We start from the raw sequence: 25,294 nt of genomic DNA, 5'->3' as shown, positions 1-25,294 counted from the left end.
CAGCCCCTCCACGCCATGGTCCCGCAGCCGGGTGCGGAACGGAACGGCCGCCGGAAGCCGGCACAGCCCGGAGCCGAACATGAGCCCGCCGGTTCAGCCGGCCAGGATCATTGCGGCCGCACGCTCGGCAATCATGATGGTGGGCGCGTTGGTGTTGCCCGTGGGCACCAGCGGCATCACTGAGGCGTCCGCAACCCGCAGCCCCGCCACGCCGTGCACCCGCATGCTGCGCGGATCCACCACGGCTTCGGCGTCCAGGCCCATTTTGCAGGTGCCCACCTGGTGGTGATAGGTCACCGCTGTGTCCCGGACGTACCGTTCCAGGTCCTCCGCGCTGTCCGTGACCTGCGGGCCGGGATAGATTTCCTCGGCGCCCCACTCACCGGCCAGCGCCGAGGTGCGGCCCAGTTCGCGGCACTGCCGCACCGACGCGGCGAGGGAGTCGACGTCGGCCTGCTCGGCCAGTGCGCCCAGGTCAATGCGAATCGGGTCCGACGGCGCCGGACCGGACAGGGTGATCTCACCCCGGCTCAGCGGGCGCACGATGCCGGCCACCAGGGAAAACCCGTTCTCCGGCCCGCTCATGGAATCCAGGAAGTACATCGGCAGTGAGAAATGGATGGGCTGGGTGTCCGGCACCGCCAGGTCCGGGCGCGACTTCCAGAACAAATGTGTCTCTGCCGCACCCACCTCGGGCGCCGGAACGGGCTTGGAGGTGGTGGTGTAAATGACGGGGGAGAGCAGGTGATCGTGCAGGTTCTTGCCGACACCGGGCAGGTCCAGGACGGGTTCCACTCCGGCCGTCCGCAGTTCCTCCGCCGGGCCGATGCCCGAGCGAAGCAGGACCTCGGGGGATCCGATTGCTCCGCCGGTCAGTACTGTCTCGCCGGCGCGCAGGGTCTTGAGCTCATTGTTGTGTTCGAATTCAACGCCGGTCACCGCACCGTCCTCGACCAGCAGCCGACGCACGGTGGCGCCGGTGAGTAAAGTCAGGTTCGGATTATCGACGACGGGACGCAGGTAGGCGTGCCAGGTGTTGAACCGCTTGCCGTCGCGGATGTTGAGCTGCATCTTGGAGGCACCCTCAACGTCGCCGGAGTTGTAGTCCTCGTTGATCTTGATGCCCATTTCCGCGGCGCCGGCCAGGATGGACTCCTGCACCGGGTTCATTGGGAAGTCCCCGACGACGTCCAGCGGACCGTCCGTGCCGCGGCTTTCGGAGGCGCCGCCGTCGTAGTTTTCGATGGCGCGGAACACCGGAAGCACCTCCTCCCAGCTCCAGCCGGGGCAGCCGAGGTAGTTCCAGGTGTCATAGTCGGCCTTGGCGCCGCGCACCCAAATGGTGGCGTTCAGGGCGTGCGAACCGCCCAGCACCTTGCCGCGGGGAAGATGGATGCGCCGGTTCGCGCAGCCGGGCTGCTCCACCGTGTAGTAGTCCCAGTCCTCCGGCCCGTGCCAGAGTCCGCCTGCCTCATGCACGTTGGCGATGATCGGATTGGTGTCCTCGCCGCCGGCCTCGAGCACGGTGACGCGGTGCCCGGCGTCGAGCAGGCGGCGGGCCAGGACGCAGCCGGCCGAGCCGGCACCAATGATGATGTAGGAATCCATGGAAAGTGCCTTTCGGAAAAGCGGCGGGATGAAAGAAGGGCGGTACCGGACCGGAGGGGGCGGCGGTCCGGTACCGCGGCTGGTGGGGAGGCGGCGCGGGCCGGAGGCCTAGTAGCTGATGACCTGCGGGGCGCCGAGCTGCTTGAGGCCTTCGACGCCAAACTCCAGTCCGTAGCCGGACTGCTTGGCGCCGCCGAACGGAATCCGCGGGTCCACCGCGCCGTGCTTGTTGATCCATACGGTGCCGGCCTGGATCCGGGCGGCGACTTGGCGGGCGGCATCCTTGTCCGTGCCCCACACCGAAGCACCCAGGCCCACGTCCAGGCTGTTGGCCAGCTCCACGGCCTGGTCCACGGTGGAGTAGCGGATGATCGGCAGCGCCGGTCCGAACTGTTCTTGAACCACCAGGGCATTATCCGGATCGATGTCCGCGATCAGCGTGGTCGGGTAGAAGTAGCCGGGCTGCTCCGGGTCCGGGTTTCCGCCCAGCAATACCCGGGCGCCGGAGGCCTTGGCCTGCTCCACCAGGTCCGCCACGATGGTGTACTGCGCTTCATTCTGCAGCGGACCCAGCACGTTGTTCTCATCCAGGCCCACCCCCATCGGCATGGCAGCGGCCACCTCGGTCAGCGCCTGGCAGACTGCCTCGTAGAGGTCTTCGTGCACGTAGAGCCGCTTCATCGCGGCGCAGGTCTGGCCGGTGTTGATGAACGCACCCCAGAACAGGTCCTCCGCAATGGCCTTTGGATCGGCGTCCGGCAGCACTATACCGGCGTCGTTGCCGCCCAGCTCCAGGGTCAGGCGCTTCACGGTGTCCGCAGAGGAGCGGATGATCGCCTTGCCGGTGGCAGTGGAACCGGTGAACATGATTTTGTCCACGTCGGGATGTCCGGACAGGGTCTCGCCCACATCCCGGCCGCCGGAGACCACGTGCAAAACGTCCGCGGGCAGCGCCTGATTAATGACGGCGGCCAGTGCCAGCACGGAGAGCGGAGTGTATTCGGAGGGCTTCATCACCACGGTGTTGCCCATTCGCAGACTGGGAGCCAGCTGCCAGACGCTGATCATCATGGGCCAGTTCCAGGGTCCGATGGCGCCCACCACGCCAAGGGGACGGTAGTGCAGCTCGGCGCGCCCGCCGTCGTCGTCCACCAGAACCTCAGGTTCAAGATCGAACGACGCCGCGGCGCGCAGCCAGGCGGCGGCGCCGCCCACTTCAAACCGTGCATTGGGACCGTTCAGCGGCTTACCCTGCTCGCGGGAGAGGAGCTCAGCCAGCGCTTCGGCGGAGGCATCGACGGCGTCAGCGGCGCGCATTAGCGCCTCGCGGCGCGCGGCATGCCCCAGACCGGCCCAGGAGGGCTGGGCGGCACGGGCGGCGGAGACGGCTTTTTCGAGGTCCTCCACGCTGTGGACGGGGGCTTGGCCCACCAGCTCACCGGTGGCCGGATCCTTGATGTCCCGGCCCTCCCCGGCCGCCGAAACGGCGGCCAGAAGGTCCTGATAAGAGGTAAGTGTCGAGTCGGTGACGGTCATGTCCTGCTCCTTTGCTGGATGTTCGGCCGGGGTCTTCATTCAACTGTGGCGCACGCCATAGCGCCAATGGTTGGCTTTGCGTGAGCAGTGCTTGGCAAAACGTGCACGCCGGGTCCCCGGGCACCCTTGTGCAGGAGAAGTTCGGGCGGTTAGCTGGGCTGATGGGATCCCTTTTGTATTCGATCAACTGCTCCCTGAACGGCTACAGTGCCGATGCCGGCGGAGACTTTTCCTGGATGGCGCCCTCCGAGGAGATGGTGGCCTCCCACACCCGGGACCTGGAAGACGCGGCCGTGGTCCTGTACGGGCGGCGGATGTACGAAGCCATGGCCGTGTGGGAAACCGACCCGGCGGCCACCGCGGGTTCACCGGGTGCTGACCGGTTCACGGCCGTCTGGCGGGCGCCCCGGAAGATCGTGGTCTCCTCCACCTTGTCGCAGCCGTGGACGGAACGGACCGAGCTGGAAGCGGCGCTGACCCCGGAGTTGGTGGAGCGCGCCAAAGCGGCCGGGAACGCCACCATCGGCGGGCCAACGCTGGCCAAAAGCGCCCTGCAGATGGGACTGGTGGACCGCCTGGCGCTGGTGGTCCATCCTGTGATCGTGGGTGGCGGCACCAAGGTGCTGCCTGACGGTGTGTTCCACAACCTGCGCCTGCTGGACGAGCAGCGCTTTGGGAACGGAGCTGTGCGCCTCGACTACGCCGTCGGCTGACCGCCGCTAGACCGCCGCTAGACCGGCGCCGGGGCGGCGGCCGGCTCTGCGGCGTCGCCGCCGTAGCCGATTCCGGCGTACACCTCCGGCCGACGCCGGCGCAGCACCGCGGCCCAAAGCGTGCCGAGCACCCCCGGGGCCAGCACAATCGCGGGCAACAGCCAGCCCAATACACTGGCCTCCTGCAGGCCGATCAGCACGTCAAAATTCGCCACGATCATGGCGAACAATGCAGTCAGGGCAACACCCGCCGTCGTCGGCGCAATCAGCCGGGTCCACACGCCGTAGTGGCCGGGGTGGCGGCGCAGGTAGCCCACCACGGCAAACGAGGTCAGCGCCATCAGCAGCACCAGTCCAAAGGCGCCCATGTTCGTCAGCCAGGTGAACAGCGTGACTACGGGGAACAGCGGCCCGGCTTCGGAGCCGCTGCCGGTTACGGCAAAAACTGCCAGCACAACGACGGCGATGGCCGACTGCGTCAGCGACCCCACCACCGGCGCCTGGGTGCGACGGCTGGTTGTGGCTAGCGCCGATGGAAGTACGCCCTCACGGCCGAGGGCGAAGAAGTATCGGGCCACCACATTGTGGAAGGCCACCAGTGCCGCCAGCAGGCTGGTGACAAACAGCAGGGAGGAGAGGTCCACGGCCCAGACCGGCACATGCTCGGTCAGGAAGGCGAACACCAGATCCGGGCCCAGCTCGGTGGAGCGGGCAATCACTTGGCTGTCGCCCTCGCCAACGGACATTGCCCAAGAAGAAAAGGCGTAGAAGCAGCCAATGATGACAATGGCGATGAAGGTGGCCCGGCGCGCAGTGGTCCGCGGATCCTTGACCTCTTCGCCGTAAATGGCGCCGGACTCAAAGCCCATAAAGGCTGCAATGCTGAACGCCAGAGCCGCGCCCACTCCGGCGGTGAAGAGGCCCGACGGCGCCAGCGAGGCGACGGTGATGCCCTCCGGCGCTGCGGCCACGGAGATCAGGTCGTAGACAATAACCACCAGGAACTCCAGAGCCACCAGGGCGCCCAGTACCTTGGCGGAGAGGTCTACCTTGTTTACGCCCAGGGCGGCCACCACCACCCAGGCTCCCAGTGCACAGGCCCACCAGGCAGGCTCGGCCCCGGTCAGCCCGGTGATGAAGGAGGAGAGGGCAAACCCAAACATCCCGTAGATGCCAATCTGCATGGCGTTGTAGGCCACCAGGGCCACCCATGCAGCTCCCACGCCCAGGGGCTTGCTCAATCCGCGGGCAATGTAGGCGTAAAACGCGCCGGCATTGTGTACATGCTGGCTCATGGCGGAGTAGCCCACGGTGAAGACCAGCAGCACGGCGCCCAGGACAAGGAAGGACAACGGAATGCCGGGCAGGCCGGTGACGGCATAGTTGCTGGTGACTCCTCCGGCCACGACGGTCAGCGGGGCGGAAGCGGCAATGATCATGAAGACCAGGGCCGGGACGCCGAGGCGCCGTTTTCCCAGGCCCGTGCCCGGGCTGTGCTGCTGGGCGGTAGTGGACACGGGGGTCTCCTGACGGACGATACGGAGTACGGTGCACCCGGACTGGGCCTGACTCCACTGTGCTGTACGTCATACTTGCGCCGCTTGGCTTTCAGCGAGCAGTGGTTGGCTAACCGTGCACCGTGATGGCGCCGCCGTCAGCTGCACTCGCGGTAGGTGGAGGGGGCGCAGCCGTGGGCGGCACGGAAGATCCGGCTGAAGTGTGCCGGATCGGGGAGGCCCCAGCGGGATCCGATGACCGAGATTGGCACATCCGCCAGCAGTGGATCGGACAGGTCATGCCGGGCTCCGGCCAGTCGGCGCTCGCGGATCCAGGCCGCGGCCGTGGTGCCGCTGTCCTCAAAGAGCTTGTGCAGGCTGCGGGTGGAAATGTAATGGGCGGCCGCCACGTAGCCGGGGGACAGATCCGGATTGGAGAGCTGTCCGTCGATGAAGAGCTGGATGCGCCGCAGCATCCGGGCCGGGCCACCGCCCGCAGCAGTCGGCCCGGAGTAGGCCTCATCCGCAAGCAGAGTGGCCAGCAGGTCAACGGTATTCATGGCCAGCCGGTGCGCAATCGGCCCGTCGAGTTCGGGCAGCATGCGGGCGGTCTGGGTGAGAAACGGAACCACTGCCCGGCCCAGCCGGTGATCCTTGCCCAGCGGAATGGCCGTGAGCCCGCTCATCTGTTCCGGGGACAGGCCAACCAGATGTTTGGGGAACATCAGCACCAGGGTGGAAAAGCTCTCATCGAAGCGCAGGGTATAGGGCTGGTCGGTGTCATAAATTGTCAGTTCACCCGTGGTCAGTACGGTCTCACGGCCGCTCTGGCATAGCATCCCGCTGCCGGAAAGCTGCAGGTTTAGCTTGTAGAACCCTGAACCGGCGGCGGCGATGAGTTCGGGGGTGCGCTCGACGGCGTGCGCCATGGCGTCCACCTGCACAATGGCCAGTTCCCGCAGTTGGTGGCTGGTGAGCTGGCCGGCAAAGGCGGCATCGTGCCGGGTGCCGGCCGGCGCGGTCTCCAAGGGAACAAAAGATTCCGAGATCAGGCGCTTCCACTCCGGGAATGAGGCGGCCCGGGTGACAACGCCCGACGACGACGGTGGGGCAGGCCGGGCAGGCCTGGCAGGAAACGTGGTGGGCATGGTGGTCCTTTCGCTGCCTGCCCCGGAATTCTCCGTGAGGCAGGTCACGTCAAGGGAAATCTACGCCCTTTTGGACCCGTTGTCGAAGTTTTTCTCCACGTGTCGAATTTCCGGTGCCCGGCCACGTGACGCATAGCGGGCAGTCACGAAGGTTGCTGGGCCGTGCTGCTGCGCAGCAGGTACAGCTGGCCGTCCAACTGGGCCACCAGTTGTTCAGGGGAGTTGAAGTGCGGATCAAACACCGCGGCCACCTGCGTCCCCAGCAGGAAACTGAGCAGGGTTTCTGCGGCGGGTTCCACCAGTAGCCGCTCCGCCGCGTGTCCTGAGCGGCGGGCTGCTTCCAGCCAGCCGCGGATGCTGCAGCGCCATTGCGCCATTGCAGCGTCATTCACCTCGGCCTGGGCGGGGTCGCGCAGGGCCTGCTGCCAAAAGGCAATCACCACCCGCGCCTCGTCCAGCCGGTCCGGGTCCAGGGGGAGCACCTCAAGGCAAAAGGCACGCAGGGCTTCGAACCCGTCCAGGCCCTCGACGGCAGCGCTGCTACGGGTATTGGTGCGGATGAAGACATGCCGGAACGTGGCCTCGAGCAGGTCCGACTTCGCCGGAAAGTACGGTTTGATTGCACCATTGGCAAACCCGGCCTCGGCGGCGACCTCGCGCAGTGTGGCACCGTCCAAGCCCCGCCGGGCAATCACCCGCCACGTTGTCTGGACAATCTCGGCGCGCCGCCGTTCGTGGTCGACGATTTTTGGCATGCTTTCCTTCCGGCGCCGGCCCCCCTGGCAGCGCAGCCACTGCCCATCCTAGCCAGCATCTGCGCCGGAGCCTGCCGGACTAGGCCACCGCCGGCACCTGCCCCGCGGCAGCCTCGTAGACCAGCCGGCCTTCGAACCAGGTCTGGTGGACCTGTACAGCGTGGATCTGCCCGGGGTCCACGGTGAAGATATTGCGGTCCAGGACAATAAAGTCCGCAGACAACCCTTCCCGCAGCATGCCCACCCGATCCTGCAGTCCCATGGCAGCCGCCGGATGGCGGGTGAAAGCCGCCACTGCCTGCTCTACGTCAAGCGCCTGGGGCACATTGAGGGTGCCGACAACGGCGGGGTCCGGATTGCGGCGGGTGATCAAGGTTTCCAGCCCGGTCCACGGATCCGGGGTGGGAGCGGAGCACGGCCAGTCCGAGCCGCCGCTGACCAGTGCGCCGTCCAGCAGCAGGTCGCGCAGCGGCCACGACTTGTCAAAGACGGCGGCGGGAATCTGCTTCGCGATGCTCTCCTGGATAACAGAGGGGAACCAGATGTACGGCGAGGCATCAGGCACTACGCCCAGCGCCGCGAAACGGCGCAGATCGGCTGCGTCGATGTACTCAACGTGTGCAATCTGGAACAGCGGGCCCTTCCCCCGGGAGGCGCGCACCTGCTCCACCGCATCCAGAACCATGCGCACGGCGGCGTCGCCGGTGGCATGCAGCTTGGCGTGCAGGCCGCGGTCCACCAACTCCTCCAGCGAGGCAACCAGATCCTCCAGCTGCCACAGCGGTTCGCCGGTGTGCTGCGGATCGTGGCTGCGGTGGCTGCACAGATAGGGGTTGAGCATGGCACTGGTCCGGGTCATCGGTACGCCGTCGAGCACGTACTTTGCGAAGTTGGGGTGCAGGTGCTCCGTGTGGTGCTCCGATCCGACGTCGTAAAGGTCCGTCCCGGTGGTGCCGGGCTCGATGAACGGCCGGGACGGCATCGAGGCCACCACGTGTGCAGTGAGCTCGCCCCGGTGATCCATGGCGGCCAGGGTTTCCAGGGCGTAATCCATGGTCGCCGCCTCCTGGACTGCGGTAACTCCGTAGCCGTTGAGGATTTCCACCGCGGTGCGAAAGGCGGTGGCATGGCGCTCCGGGGTTTCCTCAATGGAGGCGGCAGCCGCGGCCTCGCCCACCGGGCTCGCCAGTTCCTGCAGGACGCCGGTCAGCTGCCCGGCGTCGTCGCGCACATAGGTGCCTCCCTCCGGATCCGGCGAGTCTGCGCTGACGCCCATCAGTTCCAATGCCCGTGAATTGACCCAGCGGTTGTGCATGGAGTCATCCCGCAGCAGCACCGGTCGTCCCGCGGCTGCCTCATCCAGCGACTTAAGGTCCTGAACCGTGATGTCATCCATCACGGTGGACCCGACGATACCGCCGATGATCCACTCGTCCGGTGCCAGCCGTTCGGCCCACGCCCGCACCTTGTCAACAATCTCCGCCGTGGAGTCGGTGGGCAGCAACGGCAGTTCGAACGCTGCCTGGCGGCCACCCAGCCCGAGGTGGGCGTGTACGTCAACCAGGCCCGGCATGGCCAGCTTGCCCTGCAGATCGATCACCGGAGTAGCGCCGCCGGCCATGTTCCGAATGGCCTCCTCGTTCCCGACCGCCACGATCTTTCCGTCGGCCACGGCGAAGGCCTCGGCCCACTCGTTGGCCGGATCGCTGGTGTAGACGGGGCCGTTGATGACGATGAATCCGACGGGCTGATTCTCCGGGGTCATGTGTTTTCCTCACGGTTGCGGCGTTTAGGGGCAGGTGCGGAGCGGCTCGGACGGGGCACGGTTGCCAACGTGCTGTTTCATCAAGCTTCGGTGGCGCGAGGGCGTCGCGGCTTGGCGCCGGGCGTCGGGTACTTGGCGTTGCGCGCAGGGCTTTGGGCGGCAAAATTCCTCCGGTGAAGGAATTCCCTGCCGTTTTGGGAAATCGCTGCCACTGCGCAGTGGCAGCGATTTCCCAAAGTGGAGGGAGAATCCCGGAATGGCAGCAGACTTCGTCCTCCGGTTCGGGATCGGCGGCGCACGGACCCGCGGCGGGCCGGTGTGCGGCGGTGCGTGGACACCCCTTGTCACGTGACCTGCTGCACGTTATTGTCTACAGCCATAGAAAAAAGGAGTGCCAAGGCAGCTCCTTCCTCAGAAAACGGGAGACCCCATGAGCTCGTGCCATTCCGCTGAAACCCCCGCTGAAACCCCCGCCGGAACGCCGGCTGCAGCTGTTGTTAACACCGGCGCCGATGATTCCACCAGTGCCTATTCCCTTGCAAAACCCGAGGAAATCACCGCCGTTCGGGAAGTCCTGGAAGCGGCCGGACTGTTCCCCGAGACGGCACGCATCGCCTATCTGGGACTGGTGGATCCGCCCCGAAATGCCGCTGAGGCGGCCGCGGAAGACGCCGTCGACCGGCGCTTCCGCGTCTTCCTGCTGGACACCGCGGGCGGCAAGCCGCATGACGTCGTCGTCTCCGCCACCGCCCGCGCCGTCGTTTCCGATACCGTGCTGTACACCGCGGTCACGGGCGAGCTGCCGGTGCTGGAGGAGGAGTTCGAGGTGGTGGAGCAGATCCTGGCCGCCGACCCGGACTGGCTTACCGCACTGGAAAAGCGGGGACTGGACGTTGCGCAGGTGCGCGTTGCACCGCTATCCGCCGGCGTCTTCGAATACCCCGAGGAAAAGGGCCGGCGGATCCTGCGCGGCCTGGCCTTCCTGCAGACCCATCCGGAGGACTCGGCCTGGGCCCATCCGATTGACGGGCTCGTGGGCTACGTGGACGTCACAACCGGCACCGTGGACCAAGTGCTGGACTTCGGCGCGGTGCCGGTGCCGCAGGAGCACGGCAACTACACCGATCCGGCGCTGACCGGCCCGCTCCGCACCACGCAGAAACCCATCAGCATCACCCAGCCCGAGGGACCGAGCTTCACGGTCACCGGAACCAACCACATCGAATGGGAGAAGTGGCACCTGGACGTGGGGTTCGACGTCCGCGAAGGCCTGGTGCTCTACAACATCGGTTTTGAGGACGGCGGCAGGGTGCGCCGGATCCTGAACCGTGCCTCGATTGCGGAAATGGTGGTGCCGTACGGTGATCCCGCGCCCACCCGCTCCTGGCAGAACTACTTCGACACCGGCGAATACCTGGTGGGCCAGTTCGCCAATTCCCTGGAACTGGGCTGCGACTGCCTGGGCGAAATCCACTACATCTCGCCCACGGTGTCCGACTCCCGCGGCAACCCGCGCACCATCCGTAACGGCATCTGCATGCATGAGGAGGACGCCTCCATCCTCTCCAAGCACTCCGACCTGTGGTCCGGCATCAACTACACCCGCCGTAACCGCCGCCTGGTCATCAGTTTCTTCACCACGGTGGGCAACTATGACTACGGCTTCTACTGGTACCTGTATCTGGACGGCACCATCGAATTCGAGGCCAAGGCCACCGGCGTGGTTTTTACCAGCGCCTACCCCGGCAAGGACTACCCCTACGCCTCGGAAATGGCACCCGGTCTGGGCGCTCCGTTCCACCAGCACCTGTTCGGTGCCCGGCTGGATTTCGCGCTCGACGGCGGCCCCGGCCGGGTCGAGGAAGAGGACGCTGTGCGCGTTCCCACCGGGCCGGAGAATCTGCGCGGCAACGCCTTTACCCGCAAGCGCACCGTGCTGGCCCGCGAGTCGGAGGCTGCCCGCGATGCCGATGGCGCCGTCGGCCGCACCTGGGTGATCAGCAATCCGGAGAGCCGCAACCGGCTGGGGGAGGCGGTGGCGTACAAGCTCCATCCGGAAGGCCAGCCCACACTGCTCGCAGCCGAGGATTCCTCCATCTTCCGGCGGGCAACGTTTGCCTCGAAGGCGCTGTGGGTGACCCGCCGGGACGAATCCCAGCGCTATCCGACCGGCGACTTTGTGAACCAGCACTCCGGCGGCGGCGGGATTCCTGAATGGGTCAAGGCCGACCGTGAGATTGACGGCCAGGACATTTCCGTGTGGCACACCTTCGGGCTGACCCACTTTCCGCGGGTAGAGGACTGGCCGATCATGCCGGTGGACACCACCGGTTTCAAGTTGCGACCGGAGGGCTTCTTTGACCGCTCGCCCGTGCTGGATGTTCCCGCTCCGGAATCCGGCGGGCAGTGCCACCGCTAACAGCTCTGTTACCGGCACGCGGTCCGGGGTTTCATGCCCGGATCTGTGCCGGGGGAGCTGTGGCGTCCGCCGGTGCACACCTGTGGATGGCCGGACAGCACTCCGGTGTGTGGTGGCAGGCGGCCCTGATGCTGGTGATGGCCGCGATGTGCCTGCCCTGCGTGCTGCCGCTCTGGCGGGCAGGGTCCCTGGGGGCAGCACGGATGCTGATGGGCGGGGCGCTGTTCATGGTGGCCGTGCATGCGGCGCTGCTGTTGATTCCGGGCGGAACCGGGGCCGGGCACCAGCACGGGGCTAGTGCCGTGCTGATTTCGGCGCCTGCGGCCTCCGTCTCTGCAGCCGCCACCGCTCTGGTTGCCGGGCCTGCCGGCGCCGGCTCTGCGGGTGCCACGGGCTCGGGTGTCACCGGATCGCCCTTCGGCATGCTCGCCCTGATCGCCGGGGAACTTGCGGTGGCCATGCTGGCGGCAACCTGGCTTCGTCGTCGGGCCCTGTCGGCGTGTTGTGCAGACCAGTCCCAGGACTAGCCCCCGCACGGGTTCCCACTCTCTGATGCTCCTGTTGCTGGTGTGACCCCACCAGCAACAGGAGGTAACAGAGCATGGGAATCCGTGCGGGCCGGTACTGGACAGCAACTCTGCTTTCGAACCTTCACGAGACTTGTGCTTGACACCACTGCACTTCAATGGAATCGTCTGCTGCATCCACTGTAAACGTTTACAGCACTCGAAGGAGAGCGTTGGCTCGGGTCACTATCACTCAGGTTGCGGCACACGCGGGCGTTTCTGTCGCGTCTGCTTCACGGGCGCTCAACGGGCTCATAGCGAGCCCCCAGACGGTTGCGAAAGTGCAGCACGCAGCCGAGAAACTCGGCTACGTCGCTGATGCGACGGCACAGTCCTTGAAGCGCGGCCGAACAAACCAACTCGCCTACGCCGTTGCCGACATTGGCAACCCGGTCTACGTCGAGATGATGACCGCGGTGGAACGGGTCGTCTCGGCATCCGGCTACCGGCTGGTGCTGTCCTCGATGGGTACGTTGTCCTCCTCGGTCGACGTGGTGCGTGACCTGAGCCGAGGATATGTCGACGGCATGATTCTGTCGCCGCTTCGCGTCACGGATGAGCTCCTTGCAGTGCTTGCGAAGACGCCGGTGCCGGTTGTCGTCCTGGGACATTTGCCAGGCAGACAGAGTATTGACAACGTGCGTGCGGATTCGCTCACCGCCATGCGTCTTGTCGTTGACCATCTTGTTGCCGAGGGCCGAAGTGACGTCGCTTTTGTGAACGGCCCCAGCGACACGACCCCTGGTGCTTTCCGGCGCGACGGATTCGCCGCGGCGGTCGCTGCGCACCCAGAGATTCTGGCGCGGAGCGTCGAGGCTGAGGACTTCACGATCGCGGCCGGCTACGCCGCGGCCCGCCTAGTGCTGTCCGAAGAATCACGCCCCGATGCCATTGTTGCGGCCAACGATCTGATCGGGATCGGCGCCATTCGGGCCGCCGAAGATTTTGGGCTATCCATTCCCGGCGACATCGCCGTCACCGGTATCGATAACACGGAGCTCGCCGGAGTCGTCCGGCCGGGCCTCACGAGCGTGGACCTTGGCGCCGAAGAGCGCGGCCGTGCCGCGGCGGAGCTGCTGCTCAAACGCATCATGGACCCTGAACGTCCCGCGCACACCATTGCCATTGCGCCCTCGCTGGTTGTTCGCGGATCTTCCCACGCACGCATGCCGGACCCCGCCCCATCTCCTACGCGCGAACACACTGAACACACCGATCTCAATGAGGAGAGGGAAGCCGGATGAGTACCGCAGCCACAAGCACTCCACGCGAAGTGAAGGAGGCGCCGCGCACCGTGAGACGGGTCGGTCACCGCGTTCGCGCGCAACGACGAGAAGCCATCACGCTGGTGATCCCCGCGCTCCTGCCGATTATCATCTTTTCCGTGATCCCGCTTGTCAGCGGAGTCGCACTCGGCTTCACCGACGCCACTCTGAAGCGGAACGCAGAGATCAACTTCATCGGTTTCGGAAACTTCATTGAACTCTTCGGCGACCACCGTTTCTGGGGCTCTTTCGGCATCGGCATTGTCTGGGCCGGATCAGTCGCACTTCTCACCCTCGTTTGCGCCATGGGCCTGGCGCTGCTGCTCAACAGTGATCTGCGGCTGAAGGGCCTGACCCGGGTGCTCGCCTTGATCCCCTGGGCGATGCCGCCGGTGGTCATTGCGATCGTGTGGCGGATGATCTACAACCCCAACTCGGGCCCGCTCAACGGCATGCTCGAAGCGGTCGGCATTCCGGGCGTCAACTGGCTTGGCGACTTTTCCACCGCGCTGCCCGCCGTCATTGTGGTGGGAGTCTGGGCGGGGATTCCGCAGACCACTGTCCTGCTGCTGGCTGGCATGCAGTCCATCTCCGCGGAACAGCATGAAGCAGCTGCAGTCGACGGTGCCGGAGCGTTCCGGCGGTTCTGGCACATCACGCTCCCGGCCCTTCGCCCGGTTGTTTTCGCAGTCACCGCGCTGGACTTCATCTGGCAGTTCAACTCCTTTGGCCTCATCTATGTCCTCACTGAAGGCGGGCCAGGCGGCCGGACGATGATACCGCCGCTGTTCACCTACCTGGAGGCCTTCCGCAACCGCGAAATCGGATACGCCTCGGCGATGGGCGACGTGCTCGTCATCGCGATCCTGCTGGTTTTGTCTCTGTACCTTGTCAACCAGTTCCGTCAGACAAAGGGAGCACGTTCATGATCTCCAGGCGTCCCTGGTACGCGACGGCGCTCATGTACGTCGCCCTCACCGCATTCCTCTTGTTCCTTGGGTTTCCGCTGCTGTGGCTGCTGTCGGCGTCGTTCAAATCCTCGGGAGAGCTGAACTCGCTCGCCGTCAACCTGCTCCCGGCCACATGGGACTTCAGCAACTACGGTTCTGCTCTCGAGCGCCAGAACCTTCTGACCGCGGCCGGCAACTCGATGCTGGTATCCCTCGCAACGATGGTGATCACCGTGCTGCTGTCGATGCCGATGGCCTACGCCCTCGCCCGCCTCAAGGGGCGGCTTCGCGCCGCCGGTACGGTGTGGATACTGACCAGCCAGGTATTCCCCTCGATTCTCATCATCATCCCGTTGTTCCTGGTGCTGCGCACAATCAATCTCAACGACACACTGCTTGGACTGACCCTCGTGTACGTCACCTTCACCCTGCCGTTCACCCTATGGATGCTGCAGGGTTACGTCTCCGCAATTCCAGCAGAGCTGGAGGAGGCCGGTGAAATGGATGGTGCTTCGCGCATCACGATTCTGCGGAGGATCATCCTTCCGCTGCTCGCACCGGGGTTGGTGGCAACCGCCATGTTTACCTTTGTCTCAGCCTGGAATGAGTTCTTCCTCGCCCTCGTCCTGCTGCAGAGCCCGGAGCTCTACACACTTCCCATCGCCCTGCGTTCGTTCCTGGGCGCGGAAGGGCAGACCCAGCTGGGCCCGCTGGCAGCAGGGGCCATTCTCGCGACAATTCCTTCGCTCATCATCTTCACCATCCTGCAGAAGAAGCTGACCGGCGGAATGCTCGCCGGAGCAGTCAAAGGCTGACCCTGCCCACTAAGAAAACCGACCACAACATAACAAGAAAGCGAGCATCATGAAGAGAATACGAGGCATTGGCGCCGTCGCGTTCGCGGGCGTGACCATCCTCGCCCTGAGCGGTTGCCAGCAGGGCAGTGCCAGCAATGAATCGGAGAACGCCGAAGGCGGCCCCGTGACCCTCCAGTTTCAGTCGCTGTCCGACCAGCCAGCAACCCAGGCTGCCGTGAAATCCATCGTCGATGAATGGAACACAGAGAACGAAGACGTTCAGGTAAAGATTGTCCAAGCCGGATGGGATGGGACATTCGACAAACTCATCACCCAGTTCACCGGCGGAACGGCACCGGACATCATCCATTATGAGGCGAGTTCCATTGCCTCCTTCGCGGCGGACGGCTACCTCGCTGACCTGACCGACCACATCGACGAGGACTTGAAGTCGGACATCTCCGAAGGGATCTGGGACTCTGTCACACAGGACGGAGAAATCATCGCCTATCCGTCCACTTTGCAGTCCTACATGGTGTTCGCCAACGCTGATCTCCTCAAAGCCGCCGGGGTTGAAATTCCTACCGGCGACACAATGACGTGGGAGGAGCTGCAGACGATTGCTCAGGCAACAACCACCGGTGGCAATTACGGCATCGGATGGGGTCTTGGGTCGCCGACGGCAACGATGATGAGCCTCTCGCTCGGTTTCGACGGTGGCTTCTTTGACGGAGAGGGTACCGACGCGTCGATCGATGTCGGCGACTCCGAGCTGGCGGTGCCCAAACTTATCCATGAAATGGCCTACACCGAAAAATCGATCGAACCCACGTCACTGACACAATCCGGGTCGGACGTACTGGCCTCGTTCTACGGAGGCAAGGTCGCAATGACCGTACAGGGATCCTTCCAGGCGACGAACATTGCCAACGACGCCCCCGAGGGGCTCAACTGGATGGCCCTGCCTCCGCTTGAGGGTTCAGCCGGCGCCATCCAGGCCGCAAATCCGCAGACCTACTCGGTGAACGTCGATTCCGAGTACGTGGAGGAGTCGGCTGATTTCCTCAACTTCTTCATGAGCGCCGAAAATCTGGCCTCGATCGCCTACGCCGACGCACTCATCCCGTCATCCAGCTCTGCCAGGAACGAGGTGGAGACACTTGCCGCGGACAACCCTGCCTGGGCGCAGGTGCTGGCATCGGGCGAAGGGCTGCAGGGACCGCCGTTCCTCAAAGTCGAAAAGTACACCGAGTGGAAGGACACTATCGCCACCCCGGCTTTCCAGCAGTATCTGGCTGATCAGATCACCAGCGACGAGCTGGCCAGCCAACTTTCCACCGGTTGGGCTGACATCGCCGAATGATGACGCGCGGGGGTGAGCCGCCGGTTCACCCCCGCCCGCCGTCGTTTTCAGAGGTAAACAAGGAGTGAGAATGAACGTGTTGCAGAATAAAGTGGCCGGGGTACTTGCAGGAGCCGCCGTGGGAGACGCGCTGGGCGGCGCGACGGAGGGCTGGACCCCGGAGCAGATCGAAGAGCGCCACGGTGGCCGGGTCGAGGGTATCGTCGGCCCTTTCCTTGCCGATTGGAGAACCGCAAGGCCGATCGCGCCGTACCACAAAGGCGATGGGCACGTCACGGACGATACCCTCATGACCCACGCGCTCGTGGAGGTGTACACCAAGCAGCGCCGGCATCTCGACGCCTACGACGTCGCCAGCGAGCTGGTGCCGCTGATGATCGGTGAGCGCCGCTGGGTCCCCGAACTCGAGGACCACGCCCTGATCCTGCAGCGCGTTTTCCTCGCCGAAAAATGGATCGTCGCGAAACTGCACTACGGCCACGCCGATCCGCGGGAAGCGGGTGTGGGAAACATCGTCAACTGCGGAGCCACCATGTACATGGCGCCGGTCGGACTCGTGCACATCGGCGACCCGCAGGGTGCGTATGCCGAGGCTATCGACATTGCCGGAGCTCACCAGTCGTCCTACGGACGTGAGGCCGCAGGCGTATTCGCGGCTGCAGTGGCTGCATCCGCTGCTCCCGGCGCAACCGTCGCCGACGTGCGGGGAGCCGTGCTGGATGTGGCGCACGACGGGACCGCCGCAGCAATCCGTGCCGTTTTTGACGCCGTCGATGCTTTTCTTGCCGACGGCGGATCGGATGACCCGCGGGATATCGCCCGGGTTGTGCGCGCCGCTGTTGCGCCGTATGACACGGTGGGGGAGCAGTACCGCGCCCCGGCGATGGATGCCCGCCTGCCGTCGCGCACCAAGTCGATTGAGGAGTTGCCCGTGGCGCTGGGGTTTGTCCTCGCTCGCGACGGCGATCTGCGCTTGTCGGTGCTCGACGCCGTCAATTACGGCCGCGACGCAGACTCGATCGCCACGATGGCCGGCGCCATCTGCGGTGGTCTCCACGGCATTGAAGCCGTGCCCACCGACTGGGTCACTGATGTCACGACCGCCAGCCGCCTCGATCTCGACGCAGTCGTGAGCGCGATGGCAGAGGCGGTGCGCGATATCGCGCGGGCCGATGCTGCCCGGGCCACGAAACGAGCCGCAGCCCTGGAATCGCTGCTCGACCCGGTATACGCGAAGTGAGACTGACATGGTCCCAGCCGGAGGACTTGGTCGCCGCTGAGCTGGCCGCTCTGCGCGAGCAGGGGGTCGCGGAAAGCGAGATATCTCCGGTCGAGCGTCGGTGGGCGGAGGCCGGCGGCTCCACGCACCTCGCTGCATCAGGGGCGAGCGCCGCGCCCGTGTCTGAGGAGACCCGTGCCCTCGCACGCACGGTGCTCGATGAGCTGCAGACACTGCAGACGCCGAACGCCGAGGAACCGGACCAGTGGGAGGACATCCTCGCCCTGCTCCCGCCGCCCGCGCCGGGCACAAGGGCCTCCGTGGACTTCGGACGGGTACACGGGGCATGGCTTGGCCGGTCTGCGGGATGCCTGCTCGGCAAACCGGTGGAAAAAATTCCCCGTGAGGGGATTGAGCAGATCGCCCGGGCAACCGATAACTGGCCAATCCGGACCTACTTCACCGCAGTGGGGCTCCCTCAAGCCTTGGCGGAGCGCTGGCCTTGGAACCGCCGCTCCGCGCCGACCTCGCTGGTCGAGAACATCGATGGAATGCCCGAGGACGACGATCTGAACTTCCCCATCCTCACGCTCGATCTGATGGAGACGCACGGCCGCAATCTCTCCACAGAGCACTTTGCAGAAGCCTGGCTGGCGGCACTGCCGGCTGGCAGGGTCTTCACCGCTGAACGAGCGGCGTACCGGAACATTCTTGATGCCCGGACCGTCCCGGATACGGCGCGGCACCACAATCCGTTCCGGGAATGGATCGGGGCGCTCATCAGAGCCGACGTGCATGGGTGGGCTCATCCCGGGGATGTGCGCGCCGCTGCCGCATCGGCATGGACCGACGCGCGGCTAAGTCACACCCGTAACGGCATCTACGGTGAGATGTGGGCTGCTGCCATGTGCTCAGCGTCCCTGACCGCCACCTCCGCCGATGCCGTTCTGGATGCTGCTGACACGGTCGTACCTCCGGCATCACGCCTTGCCTCTGCCATACGTCTCGGCCGTCAGACAGGTATGGCCCTCGCTGAAGGCTCGTTGACCACTGACGCTGCACTCGATGTACTGCATGCGGAGTTCGACGGAATGCATTGGGTTCACACTCTTAACAATGCGGCGCTCACGGCGTGCGCCATCCAGGCGCACGTCGAGGACTTCGGTGCCGCCATCGCGCTCGGCGTCGCGGGCGGGTGGGACACCGACTCGGTCGGCGCGACCATTGGATCCGTTGTTGGCGGGCTCCTGGGCGCTGAAGGAATTGCTGAGGACTGGACAGATCCTCTCAAGGACTGCATCGCGACCTCACTCCCCGGTGGCGCCGAGCGATCCATCCGCGCGCTCGCAGAACGTACTTTCCGGTTGTCCGAGGGAACATCGTGAGCGTCGTCGTCGTCGGCAGCATCAACCAAGACACAGTGGTGCGTGTTGGCCGGATTCCTTCCCCGGGCGAGACGGTGCTCGCATCAGCGATGGTGCGCACCGCCGGTGGGAAGGGCGCCAACCAGGCTGTTGCCGCCCGCCGCGCAGGGCGCGAACCCGTGGCTTTCGTTGGCGCCGTCGGCAACGACGGGGAAGGAGCAACGCTTCGAAACGCCCTCATCGAAGACGGCATTGACGTCTCCGGGCTGTCGCGGGTGGACGGGCCGAGCGGTATGGCTCTCATCTGCGTCGACGACACGGCAGAGAACACCATTGTCGTTGTGCCTGGCGCCAACGCGGTGCCTAGCGTTCTGAACGCCGCTCAGCGCTCACTCGTGGAAGCAGCGATTGTGGTGCTCACCCAGCTGGAAATTCGAACTGAACTGGTGCAGGAGGCTGCGGCCCTGCGCAACACGCAGGCATGGCACGTTTTGAATGCCGCTCCGTCAGGGCCGCTGGTCACCGATGGTGCAGTACTTCTTCCTCTGGTGGATGTGCTTGTCGTCAATGAGCACGAAGCACTCGACGCGTCGGGAGTAAATGACCTCGACGCGGCCGTCGCGGCGCTTGCGCCGCGCGTTCGTGCGCTCATTCTCACCCTCGGCCCGCGCGGCTCACTGGTCGTCTGCGGAGACGAACGGATGGAAGTGCCGGCTCTAGCCGTTGACCCTGTTGACACGACCGGTGCCGGCGACACCTTCTGTGGAGTCTTCGCCGCAACGCTTGGGGCATCAGGTCGTTCACCGCAGACCGTTGACATCGCCCTGCTTGCGCAGGCCGCCCGGGCGGGGGCGGCGGCAGCAGCGCTTGCCGTCACTCGGCCCGGAGCGCAGAACGCGGTACCGACCGCTGACGAAGTGGCAGCATTTATAGAAAGGACCAACGCATGAGCGGCGGTTTCGACCCCCTGCATCCCCGTGAACTCGATCTACCCACCCGGGTGCCGCTCGAGACGGATCTGACGAGCTGGGAAGCGGCGGCCACACTTGACGACGCCAAAATTTTCGCGGCACCTGCCGACACCGCCAATCTTGCCCGATGGCGCACCCAGCTCACCGCGTGGCGGGATAGTGCGCGAAAGCGTCACGGCGAGCCCACCCGGTACGATGACGGCGCCTCCACTTGGGCAAGTCGGTGCTTTACAGTGGCACAGGTCTGGCTGTGGGACGAGCTGTTCTTCGACTTTGAGTTGCAGCGCTTCACGCCCGAGCGGTTTCTCGCCGACGCCCACCAGCGCTTCGGCGGCCTTGACGGCGTCGTACTGTGGCACGCCTATCCGGTCATCGGCATTGACGACCGCAACCAGTGGGACTTTTACGATGTGCCGGGACTTGCTGAAGTTGCATCGACGCTGCGTGCTGCAGGCGTCGCCGTGTTCCTGGACTACAACCCTTGGGACACGGGCACGCGCCGCGGCGGCGAGGACGCAGACGAGCTCGGGGCAGCAGTTCGCCGCCTCGGCGCGGACGGCGTTTTTCTTGACACGCTGAAGAAAGCGGATCCCGGACTCGTCACTGCGCTGGACACTGCGCGTCCCGGCATCGGCCTCGAAGGTGAGTCGAAACTCGCGACCGAGCGGATCGCCGACCATACGTTGTCCTGGGCGCAGTGGTTTGCGGACTCCGAAGTGCCCGGCGTCCTCCGGGCACGGTGGTTTGAACGGCGACACATGCAGCACCATATTCGCCGCTGGCACCGGGACCACGCCGAGGAGCTTCGCTCGGCCTGGCTCAACGGCGTCGGAATCATGGTGTGGGAGGTGGTTTTCGGTGCCTGGGTCGGCTGGAATGACCGGGATGCCGCGACGCTCCGGCGCATGCTTCCGGTCCAGCGCGGGTTCCACCGCTGGCTGGTCGAGGGGGAGTGGACACCGCTCACCGTGACCGAGGGTCCGGTTGTGGGGTCGGCTTTCGAGCTCGACGGTGTCACACTGCTGCTCCTGGCGAACACTTCGGATGCGGACGCCCAGTACCGACTGCCCGGCAGGGGGTGGCGGCCTCTGCACACCGGTGACACATCGAACACGATCACTGTGCCTGCCGGTGGAATAGCGGCCGCGGCTCACATCGGTGCAGGTGCGGCGGTACCCGATGAGCTTGTCGACGTTCACACCGCTCTCACCGGGCAAACCGCAGAACAGGACACGTCTTTCCGGCACCGCCCGGCACGACGCCTGAACGCGCCTCACTGGAATGGCCCCGTTGCTCCGGCAACCATCCCCTCCATCCCTGGCGTAGATGTTTCGGCCGGCGAGTACACGCTGACTGTGCGGTTCCGGATGCGCGAGACAGGCATGTACGACGGTGCGCCTTACGTTGACGAGTGGAAGCCGCTCCCTCCTCGGCTACACGACCAGCGGACGCTGGACCGGCACGTTGTCCTGCCTCGGCCGGTTCATGTGGCCGCGGCAGAGGTGAGCGAGGCCGAGTACGCCCGCTTCCTCGACGCCATCGGCGAGTCTACGGATGCCCGCGACCCTGAGCGTCCAGCCACGAAGGTAACGTTCTCCCGGGCCCGCGAATACGCGGCCTGGACCGGTGGCCGGCTCCCCACCGAGGACGAATGGCAGCTCGCCGCAGCCCGCCCGGGCTTTTTGCGCCGAACACCGGAAGTGTGGAACTGGACGGAGTCGGAGCACTCCGACGGCCGCTCCCGCTTTGTCATGCTCAAGGGCGGCAGCAGACACTGCAGCGAGGGCTCGGACTGGTACTTCGACGGCGGTGTAAGGTCTTCGGATTACAGTGCGAAGCTGCTTTTGCCCGGACTCGGCCAGGACGCTTCCAGTTCGATCGGGTTCCGTATCTGCACCGAGCAGGACAATGAGGCCACCGAAGAAGAGGGAACCCCATGAGCCCGCTCAACGGTCTGCGGGTCGTGGATGCCTCGACGCTCTTCGCCGGCCCGATGGCAGCGATGCACCTGGGTGATATGGGCGCCGACGTCGTCAAAGTCGAACATCCGAACCGACCGGATCCTGCACGGGGCCACGGGCCGAGCAAGGACGGACAGAACCTCTGGTGGAAGACGCTCGGCCGCAATAAGCGCACAGTGGCCATTGATCTGCATACGGCCGGCGGTCGTGATGCGTTTATCCGCCTTGCCCGGACCGCGGATGTTGTCATTGAAAACTTCCGTCCCGGGACGCTGGAACGCTGGGGGCTGGACTACGCCGCCTTGTCCGCGGAGAACCCCGGGCTTGTTCTGGCACGCGTTACCGGATTCGGGCAAATCGGACCGTATAAGAACCGACCGGGGTTCGGCACGCTCGCCGAAGCAATGAGCGGCTTCGCCTCGTCCACCGGCGAGCCGGACGGGCCGCCGACGCTTCCGCCGTTCGGCCTCGCGGACGGCGTTGCATCACTCGCAACCGCCTACGCGGTCATGGTGGCGCTGCACGCCCGCGACAAGGACGGCAAAGGCCAGGAAATAGACGTTGCAATCATCGAGCCGATCCTTGCAATGCTTGGCCCGCAGATCACTCGGTGGGACCAGCTGGGCACCGTTCAACCGCGCACCGGCAACCGCTCGGTCAATAATGCACCCCGCAACGCGTACCGCACTGCTGACGGTTCCTGGGTAGCGGTGTCCACGAGCGCGCAGTCTATTGCTGAGCGCGTCGTCGCGCTGGTTGGACGCCCCGAACTAGCCAAAGAGGAATGGTTTGCCACCGGAGCAACCCGTGCCGAGCACGCCGATCTCCTCGATGACGCCGTGGGTGCGTGGATCGCCCGGCACTCGCGGGAGGAAGTCATCACCACGTTTGAGGCTGCGGAAGCCGCAGTGGCACCTGTTTATGACCCTTCGGACATCGTGGCCGATCCGCAGTTCAATGCGCTCGGAACCATCCACCGCATCAAAGACGCAGACCTTGGCGACATGGCGATGCAGGGACCGCTGTTTCGGATGTCCAGAGATGATGCGACGATCGCGTTCACCGGGCGGGCGCATGGTGCGGACACGGAAGCTGTGCTGACCGAGCTGGGGTACACAGCCAACGAATTAGCGGCACTGTACAACGACGGGAGCATCGGGTGAGCCGGCCAATCGTCGTGGCACTCTACGCCCCCGCCGACCGGCCCGAACGGTTCGAAAAGGCGCTGCAGGCCGGGGCGGATGCGGTCATTGTAGATCTTGAAGATGCCGTCGCAGCATCGCGCAAGGCGGATGCCCGCGCGGCGCTGACGGAGTTCGCAGCGTTATGGGAGGCGTGCGGTGAACGCTCTCCTTTCGTGCAGGTGCGGTTGAACGCAGCGGGATCTTCTGCACATGACGCCGACGTCACCGCGGTCGCGGCGCTCCCGGCTGCATTCGGTGTGCGGCTACCCAAGACACAGTCAGCTGCCGATGTCACCGCTCTTCGTGCTGCGCTGCCCGGGCGGCAGGTGCACGCACTTCTTGAATCGGCATTGTCGATCGAGCGTGCGTTCGAGATTGCCTGCTCAGGAGTGTCCTCGATCGCCACCGGAGAAGCGGATCTGCGGGCTGAACTGGGGGTTCCCGCCGGGTCAGGCGGGGAAGCGGGCCTGAGCTGGTCACGCGGCCGCATCGTCAATGCAGCCGCGGCGGCAGGTCTGCCCTCCCCGCTGATGGCGGTCTACGCTGATGTCGTCGACGTCGAGGGATTGGAAGCCAGCTGCCGCGCCGGCCGCGCCCTCGGCTTCTCCGGACGCACCGCCGTGCATCCGCGCCAGCTGGATATTATCCGCCGTGTTTTTACCCCTGATGCCTCAGAGGTGGCCCGCGCACAGAGCATTGTTGATCTGGTGAGTGCCGCAGCAGTCGACGGCACCGGAGCCTTCGTGCTGCAAGACGGGACCTTCATTGACGTAGCAATGGTGCGAGCCGCCGAGCGGATCATCGCCCTCGCCGGCGTGGAGCCGGGTCCCGGAGCTTGAGGGCGGTACGCCGTGCCGGAACTTCAGGGGTCGATACTCACGGTGCCCGTTTCGCAGGTGAGCAGGAGCGTTCCTTCTGAAGTTATGAGCTCGCAGGCCTGGTCTTTGACGCGGGGAAAACCACTGAGCTCACCGGCCTCTCGATTGTAGACGTAGTGAAAACTCCCGTGCTCGGTGTAGACACTGACGTTGTCGCCGTCGTAACCGTCCTGGGTGAGAACCACTCAGGACGGCCAGGGAGAAGGCAATCCACCCGGTGGTTTCCCGAACCCGGACTTTGGGGATGCGCCCTATGAGCCCCGCCGTCAGCAGAGCCAGGCCCAAGGCCCCGCCGAGCAGACTGATCAGAATGACCCAGCCGCATATCGACTCCCGGGAGAAACCGAAGAAGTGAAGGATGATGTGTCGGCCGGCAACTTGTGTGGCCGGTCGGGCCAGAATGACATTCGCCAGCCAGATGGCTAAGGCGGCTGCGGCCGTCAATCCCAGCCCCAGGCCCTCAACCCGCTTCATGCCTGCATGTCCAGCGCAGATCAGCTATCCCCATGAAGTAGAGGCTAGCGGCAGGACCCGCCGGGGCGGCGGGTTGGCTGCCGGTTGGCGCGCCGTCGTCGTGCTCTTGGCAATCCAGCAGGGCACAAGAGCCAGCACGCCACGGGCTAAATCAACGCCTGCCGGTCAACCGGAAAGGAGTTTTCTTGAAGTAGATTCTCTTGGGGGTTTCGGACCCGGCCCTGCTCACGCTTTCCGGGACCGATAAGCAATTTAGAGAGGCTCAACAACAATGGAACCGGCGCTTATCCTGAAGTACATCATCCTTACGTGCGTAACGCTGGGCATTGCAGGGCTTGCCCGGTGGGCACGGAAACATCCCAACCGGTCCAAGGAACATCCGGAACGGGTACGGGTGCCCAAAATAGTGCCGATTATCGGTTGGCTATTTCTCACCGTTGGGCTGCTCATGGGGCTACTGTCCCTGGCTACACCCGATATGCCTCTCGGCGCCCATATTGCAGCGTGGTGCATTTTCGCGGGCGGAATGTTCTTTCTGGTGATGTACCGAAACTTCTACATTGTTCCGGGCGCCCATGAAGTAGCGTTCCGGACCGCCGTGTTCGGTTCCGAACATGTGCTTCCCTACAGCGATATAGCCCGCTATAGCCTGCGGGCATCGTATGGGCAGCAGATTCTTTCGATTAAGTCCATTCACGGCACCAGGCTCAGTGTCAATATCAGAACATTTGACGTGGCACCTTTGCTGCGGGCCATCGATTATCACCAGGTCACCGGCCGCTGGCCTGACCGCGTTGAAGTAACCCGCCAAACGCAGCCGGGACGGGGCTCCGAGTAGATCTAGAGCCCCGTCCCGTCTACG

The 25,294-nt window shown here is 65.1% G+C and carries 21 protein-coding genes; 14 read left to right on the top strand and 7 right to left on the bottom strand.

Features of this window, described 5'->3' with window-relative positions:
- Positions 1-93 precede the first annotated feature (93 nt).
- Both ABIB35_RS04915 and ABIB35_RS04910 read right to left on the bottom strand, forming a co-directional pair.
- Positions 94-1,608: a GMC family oxidoreductase gene (locus tag ABIB35_RS04915; RefSeq protein WP_354179388.1), complete on the bottom strand. Its 1,515-nt coding sequence runs from the start codon at positions 1,606-1,608 to the stop codon at positions 94-96.
- 108 nt (positions 1,609-1,716) lie between these two features.
- Positions 1,717-3,144 (bottom strand): aldehyde dehydrogenase family protein, encoded by a 1,428-nt coding sequence (locus tag ABIB35_RS04910; protein WP_354179386.1) that lies wholly within the window; start codon positions 3,142-3,144, stop codon positions 1,717-1,719.
- A gap of 161 nt (positions 3,145-3,305) precedes the next feature.
- On the opposite strand from ABIB35_RS04910, the gene ABIB35_RS04905 reads away from it, so the two are divergent.
- Positions 3,306-3,857: a dihydrofolate reductase family protein gene (locus ABIB35_RS04905; RefSeq protein ID WP_354179385.1), complete on the top strand. Its 552-nt coding sequence runs from the start codon at positions 3,306-3,308 to the stop codon at positions 3,855-3,857.
- 17 nt (positions 3,858-3,874) lie between these two features.
- On the opposite strand, the gene ABIB35_RS04900 is transcribed toward ABIB35_RS04905, so the two are convergent.
- The 4 genes from ABIB35_RS04900 to ABIB35_RS04885 all read right to left on the bottom strand — a co-directional run bounded on the left by ABIB35_RS04900 (position 3,875) and on the right by ABIB35_RS04885 (position 9,021).
- Positions 3,875-5,296 carry an APC family permease gene (locus ABIB35_RS04900; RefSeq protein ID WP_502915733.1) on the bottom strand — a complete coding sequence of 474 codons (1,422 nt, stop codon included), beginning with the start codon at positions 5,294-5,296 and terminating at the stop codon, positions 3,875-3,877.
- Positions 5,297-5,511: 215 nt separating this feature from the next.
- Positions 5,512-6,501, bottom strand: coding sequence for an AraC-like ligand-binding domain-containing protein (locus tag ABIB35_RS04895; RefSeq protein WP_354179381.1), 990 nt, complete (start codon positions 6,499-6,501; stop codon positions 5,512-5,514).
- Positions 6,502-6,644: 143 nt separating this feature from the next.
- Positions 6,645-7,256 carry a TetR/AcrR family transcriptional regulator gene (locus ABIB35_RS04890; RefSeq protein ID WP_354179379.1) on the bottom strand — a complete coding sequence of 204 codons (612 nt, stop codon included), beginning with the start codon at positions 7,254-7,256 and terminating at the stop codon, positions 6,645-6,647.
- 79 nt (positions 7,257-7,335) lie between these two features.
- Positions 7,336-9,021: an amidohydrolase gene (locus ABIB35_RS04885; protein WP_354179377.1), complete on the bottom strand. Its 1,686-nt coding sequence runs from the start codon at positions 9,019-9,021 to the stop codon at positions 7,336-7,338.
- A 430-nt stretch (positions 9,022-9,451) separates the two neighbouring features.
- Between ABIB35_RS04885 and ABIB35_RS04880 the strand changes: the two genes are divergently transcribed.
- From ABIB35_RS04880 to ABIB35_RS04825, 12 genes are all read left to right on the top strand, one after another.
- Positions 9,452-11,440 carry a primary-amine oxidase gene (locus ABIB35_RS04880; protein WP_354179376.1) on the top strand — a complete coding sequence of 663 codons (1,989 nt, stop codon included), beginning with the start codon at positions 9,452-9,454 and terminating at the stop codon, positions 11,438-11,440.
- Between the two features lie 59 nt (positions 11,441-11,499).
- Entirely contained in the window at positions 11,500-11,967 is a 468-nt protein-coding gene (locus tag ABIB35_RS04875; protein WP_354179374.1) for a hypothetical protein, read from the top strand.
- Positions 11,968-12,125: 158 nt separating this feature from the next.
- Entirely contained in the window at positions 12,126-13,250 is a 1,125-nt protein-coding gene (locus ABIB35_RS04870; protein WP_354179372.1) for a LacI family DNA-binding transcriptional regulator, read from the top strand.
- Between the two features lie 50 nt (positions 13,251-13,300).
- On the top strand, positions 13,301-14,200 hold the full coding sequence (locus ABIB35_RS04865; RefSeq protein WP_342024906.1) for a carbohydrate ABC transporter permease: 900 nt from the start codon (positions 13,301-13,303) through the stop codon (positions 14,198-14,200).
- A complete protein-coding gene (locus ABIB35_RS04860) occupies positions 14,197-15,036 on the top strand; it encodes a carbohydrate ABC transporter permease (RefSeq protein WP_354179370.1) in 840 nt (279 codons plus the stop codon). The genes ABIB35_RS04865 and ABIB35_RS04860 overlap by 4 nt, the downstream gene beginning before the upstream one ends.
- A gap of 49 nt (positions 15,037-15,085) precedes the next feature.
- Positions 15,086-16,381 (top strand): ABC transporter substrate-binding protein, encoded by a 1,296-nt coding sequence (locus ABIB35_RS04855; protein ID WP_354179368.1) that lies wholly within the window; start codon positions 15,086-15,088, stop codon positions 16,379-16,381.
- Positions 16,382-16,451: 70 nt separating this feature from the next.
- Positions 16,452-17,621 carry an ADP-ribosylglycohydrolase family protein gene (locus ABIB35_RS04850; RefSeq protein ID WP_354179366.1) on the top strand — a complete coding sequence of 390 codons (1,170 nt, stop codon included), beginning with the start codon at positions 16,452-16,454 and terminating at the stop codon, positions 17,619-17,621.
- Positions 17,618-18,985, top strand: a complete 1,368-nt coding sequence (locus tag ABIB35_RS04845) for an ADP-ribosylglycohydrolase family protein (RefSeq protein WP_354179364.1) — start codon at positions 17,618-17,620, stop codon at positions 18,983-18,985. The genes ABIB35_RS04850 and ABIB35_RS04845 overlap by 4 nt, the downstream gene beginning before the upstream one ends.
- Complete coding sequence (locus ABIB35_RS04840) at positions 18,982-19,914, top strand: ribokinase (RefSeq protein ID WP_354179362.1); 933 nt, start codon at positions 18,982-18,984, stop codon at positions 19,912-19,914. The genes ABIB35_RS04845 and ABIB35_RS04840 overlap by 4 nt, the downstream gene beginning before the upstream one ends.
- Positions 19,911-21,875, top strand: coding sequence for an SUMF1/EgtB/PvdO family nonheme iron enzyme (locus ABIB35_RS04835; protein WP_354179360.1), 1,965 nt, complete (start codon positions 19,911-19,913; stop codon positions 21,873-21,875). Before ABIB35_RS04840 ends, ABIB35_RS04835 begins: the two co-directional genes overlap by 4 nt.
- A complete protein-coding gene (locus tag ABIB35_RS04830) occupies positions 21,872-23,059 on the top strand; it encodes a CaiB/BaiF CoA transferase family protein (protein WP_354179358.1) in 1,188 nt (395 codons plus the stop codon). The genes ABIB35_RS04835 and ABIB35_RS04830 overlap by 4 nt, the downstream gene beginning before the upstream one ends.
- Positions 23,056-23,919, top strand: coding sequence for an HpcH/HpaI aldolase/citrate lyase family protein (locus tag ABIB35_RS04825; protein WP_354179356.1), 864 nt, complete (start codon positions 23,056-23,058; stop codon positions 23,917-23,919). Before ABIB35_RS04830 ends, ABIB35_RS04825 begins: the two co-directional genes overlap by 4 nt.
- Positions 23,920-23,942: 23 nt before the next feature.
- Here ABIB35_RS04825 and ABIB35_RS04820 read toward each other — a convergent pair whose 3' ends face one another.
- Positions 23,943-24,143, bottom strand: coding sequence for a hypothetical protein (locus ABIB35_RS04820; RefSeq protein WP_354179354.1), 201 nt, complete (start codon positions 24,141-24,143; stop codon positions 23,943-23,945).
- Positions 24,144-24,703: 560 nt separating this feature from the next.
- Here ABIB35_RS04820 and ABIB35_RS04815 point away from each other — a divergent pair.
- A complete protein-coding gene (locus ABIB35_RS04815) occupies positions 24,704-25,270 on the top strand; it encodes a hypothetical protein (RefSeq protein ID WP_354179352.1) in 567 nt (188 codons plus the stop codon).
- Positions 25,271-25,294 lie beyond the last annotated feature (24 nt).

It is taken from the genome of Arthrobacter sp. UYP6, assembly GCF_040547315.1.
Lineage (GTDB): Bacteria > Actinomycetota > Actinomycetes > Actinomycetales > Micrococcaceae > Arthrobacter_B.
The sequence above is the reverse complement of the archived record's forward strand: the minus strand, read 5'-3'. Positions and strand labels throughout refer to the sequence as shown.

Coding starts and splice junctions, on each gene's coding strand:
- ABIB35_RS04915 (WP_354179388.1), bottom strand. CDS start 1,608: ATGGATTCCTACATCATCATTGGTGCCGGCTCGGCCGGCTGCGTCCTG.
- ABIB35_RS04890 (WP_354179379.1), bottom strand. CDS start 7,256: ATGCCAAAAATCGTCGACCACGAACGGCGGCGCGCCGAGATTGTCCAG.
- ABIB35_RS04835 (WP_354179360.1), top strand. CDS start 19,911: ATGAGCGGCGGTTTCGACCCCCTGCATCCCCGTGAACTCGATCTACCC.
- ABIB35_RS04905 (WP_354179385.1), top strand. CDS start 3,306: ATGGGATCCCTTTTGTATTCGATCAACTGCTCCCTGAACGGCTACAGT.
- ABIB35_RS04850 (WP_354179366.1), top strand. CDS start 16,452: ATGAACGTGTTGCAGAATAAAGTGGCCGGGGTACTTGCAGGAGCCGCC.
- ABIB35_RS04855 (WP_354179368.1), top strand. CDS start 15,086: ATGAAGAGAATACGAGGCATTGGCGCCGTCGCGTTCGCGGGCGTGACC.
- ABIB35_RS04910 (WP_354179386.1), bottom strand. CDS start 3,144: ATGACCGTCACCGACTCGACACTTACCTCTTATCAGGACCTTCTGGCC.
- ABIB35_RS04830 (WP_354179358.1), top strand. CDS start 21,872: ATGAGCCCGCTCAACGGTCTGCGGGTCGTGGATGCCTCGACGCTCTTC.
- ABIB35_RS04880 (WP_354179376.1), top strand. CDS start 9,452: ATGAGCTCGTGCCATTCCGCTGAAACCCCCGCTGAAACCCCCGCCGGA.
- ABIB35_RS04815 (WP_354179352.1), top strand. CDS start 24,704: ATGGAACCGGCGCTTATCCTGAAGTACATCATCCTTACGTGCGTAACG.
- ABIB35_RS04895 (WP_354179381.1), bottom strand. CDS start 6,501: ATGCCCACCACGTTTCCTGCCAGGCCTGCCCGGCCTGCCCCACCGTCG.
- ABIB35_RS04860 (WP_354179370.1), top strand. CDS start 14,197: ATGATCTCCAGGCGTCCCTGGTACGCGACGGCGCTCATGTACGTCGCC.
- ABIB35_RS04900 (WP_502915733.1), bottom strand. CDS start 5,296: ATGATCATTGCCGCTTCCGCCCCGCTGACCGTCGTGGCCGGAGGAGTC.
- ABIB35_RS04870 (WP_354179372.1), top strand. CDS start 12,126: ATGGAATCGTCTGCTGCATCCACTGTAAACGTTTACAGCACTCGAAGG.
- ABIB35_RS04885 (WP_354179377.1), bottom strand. CDS start 9,021: ATGACCCCGGAGAATCAGCCCGTCGGATTCATCGTCATCAACGGCCCC.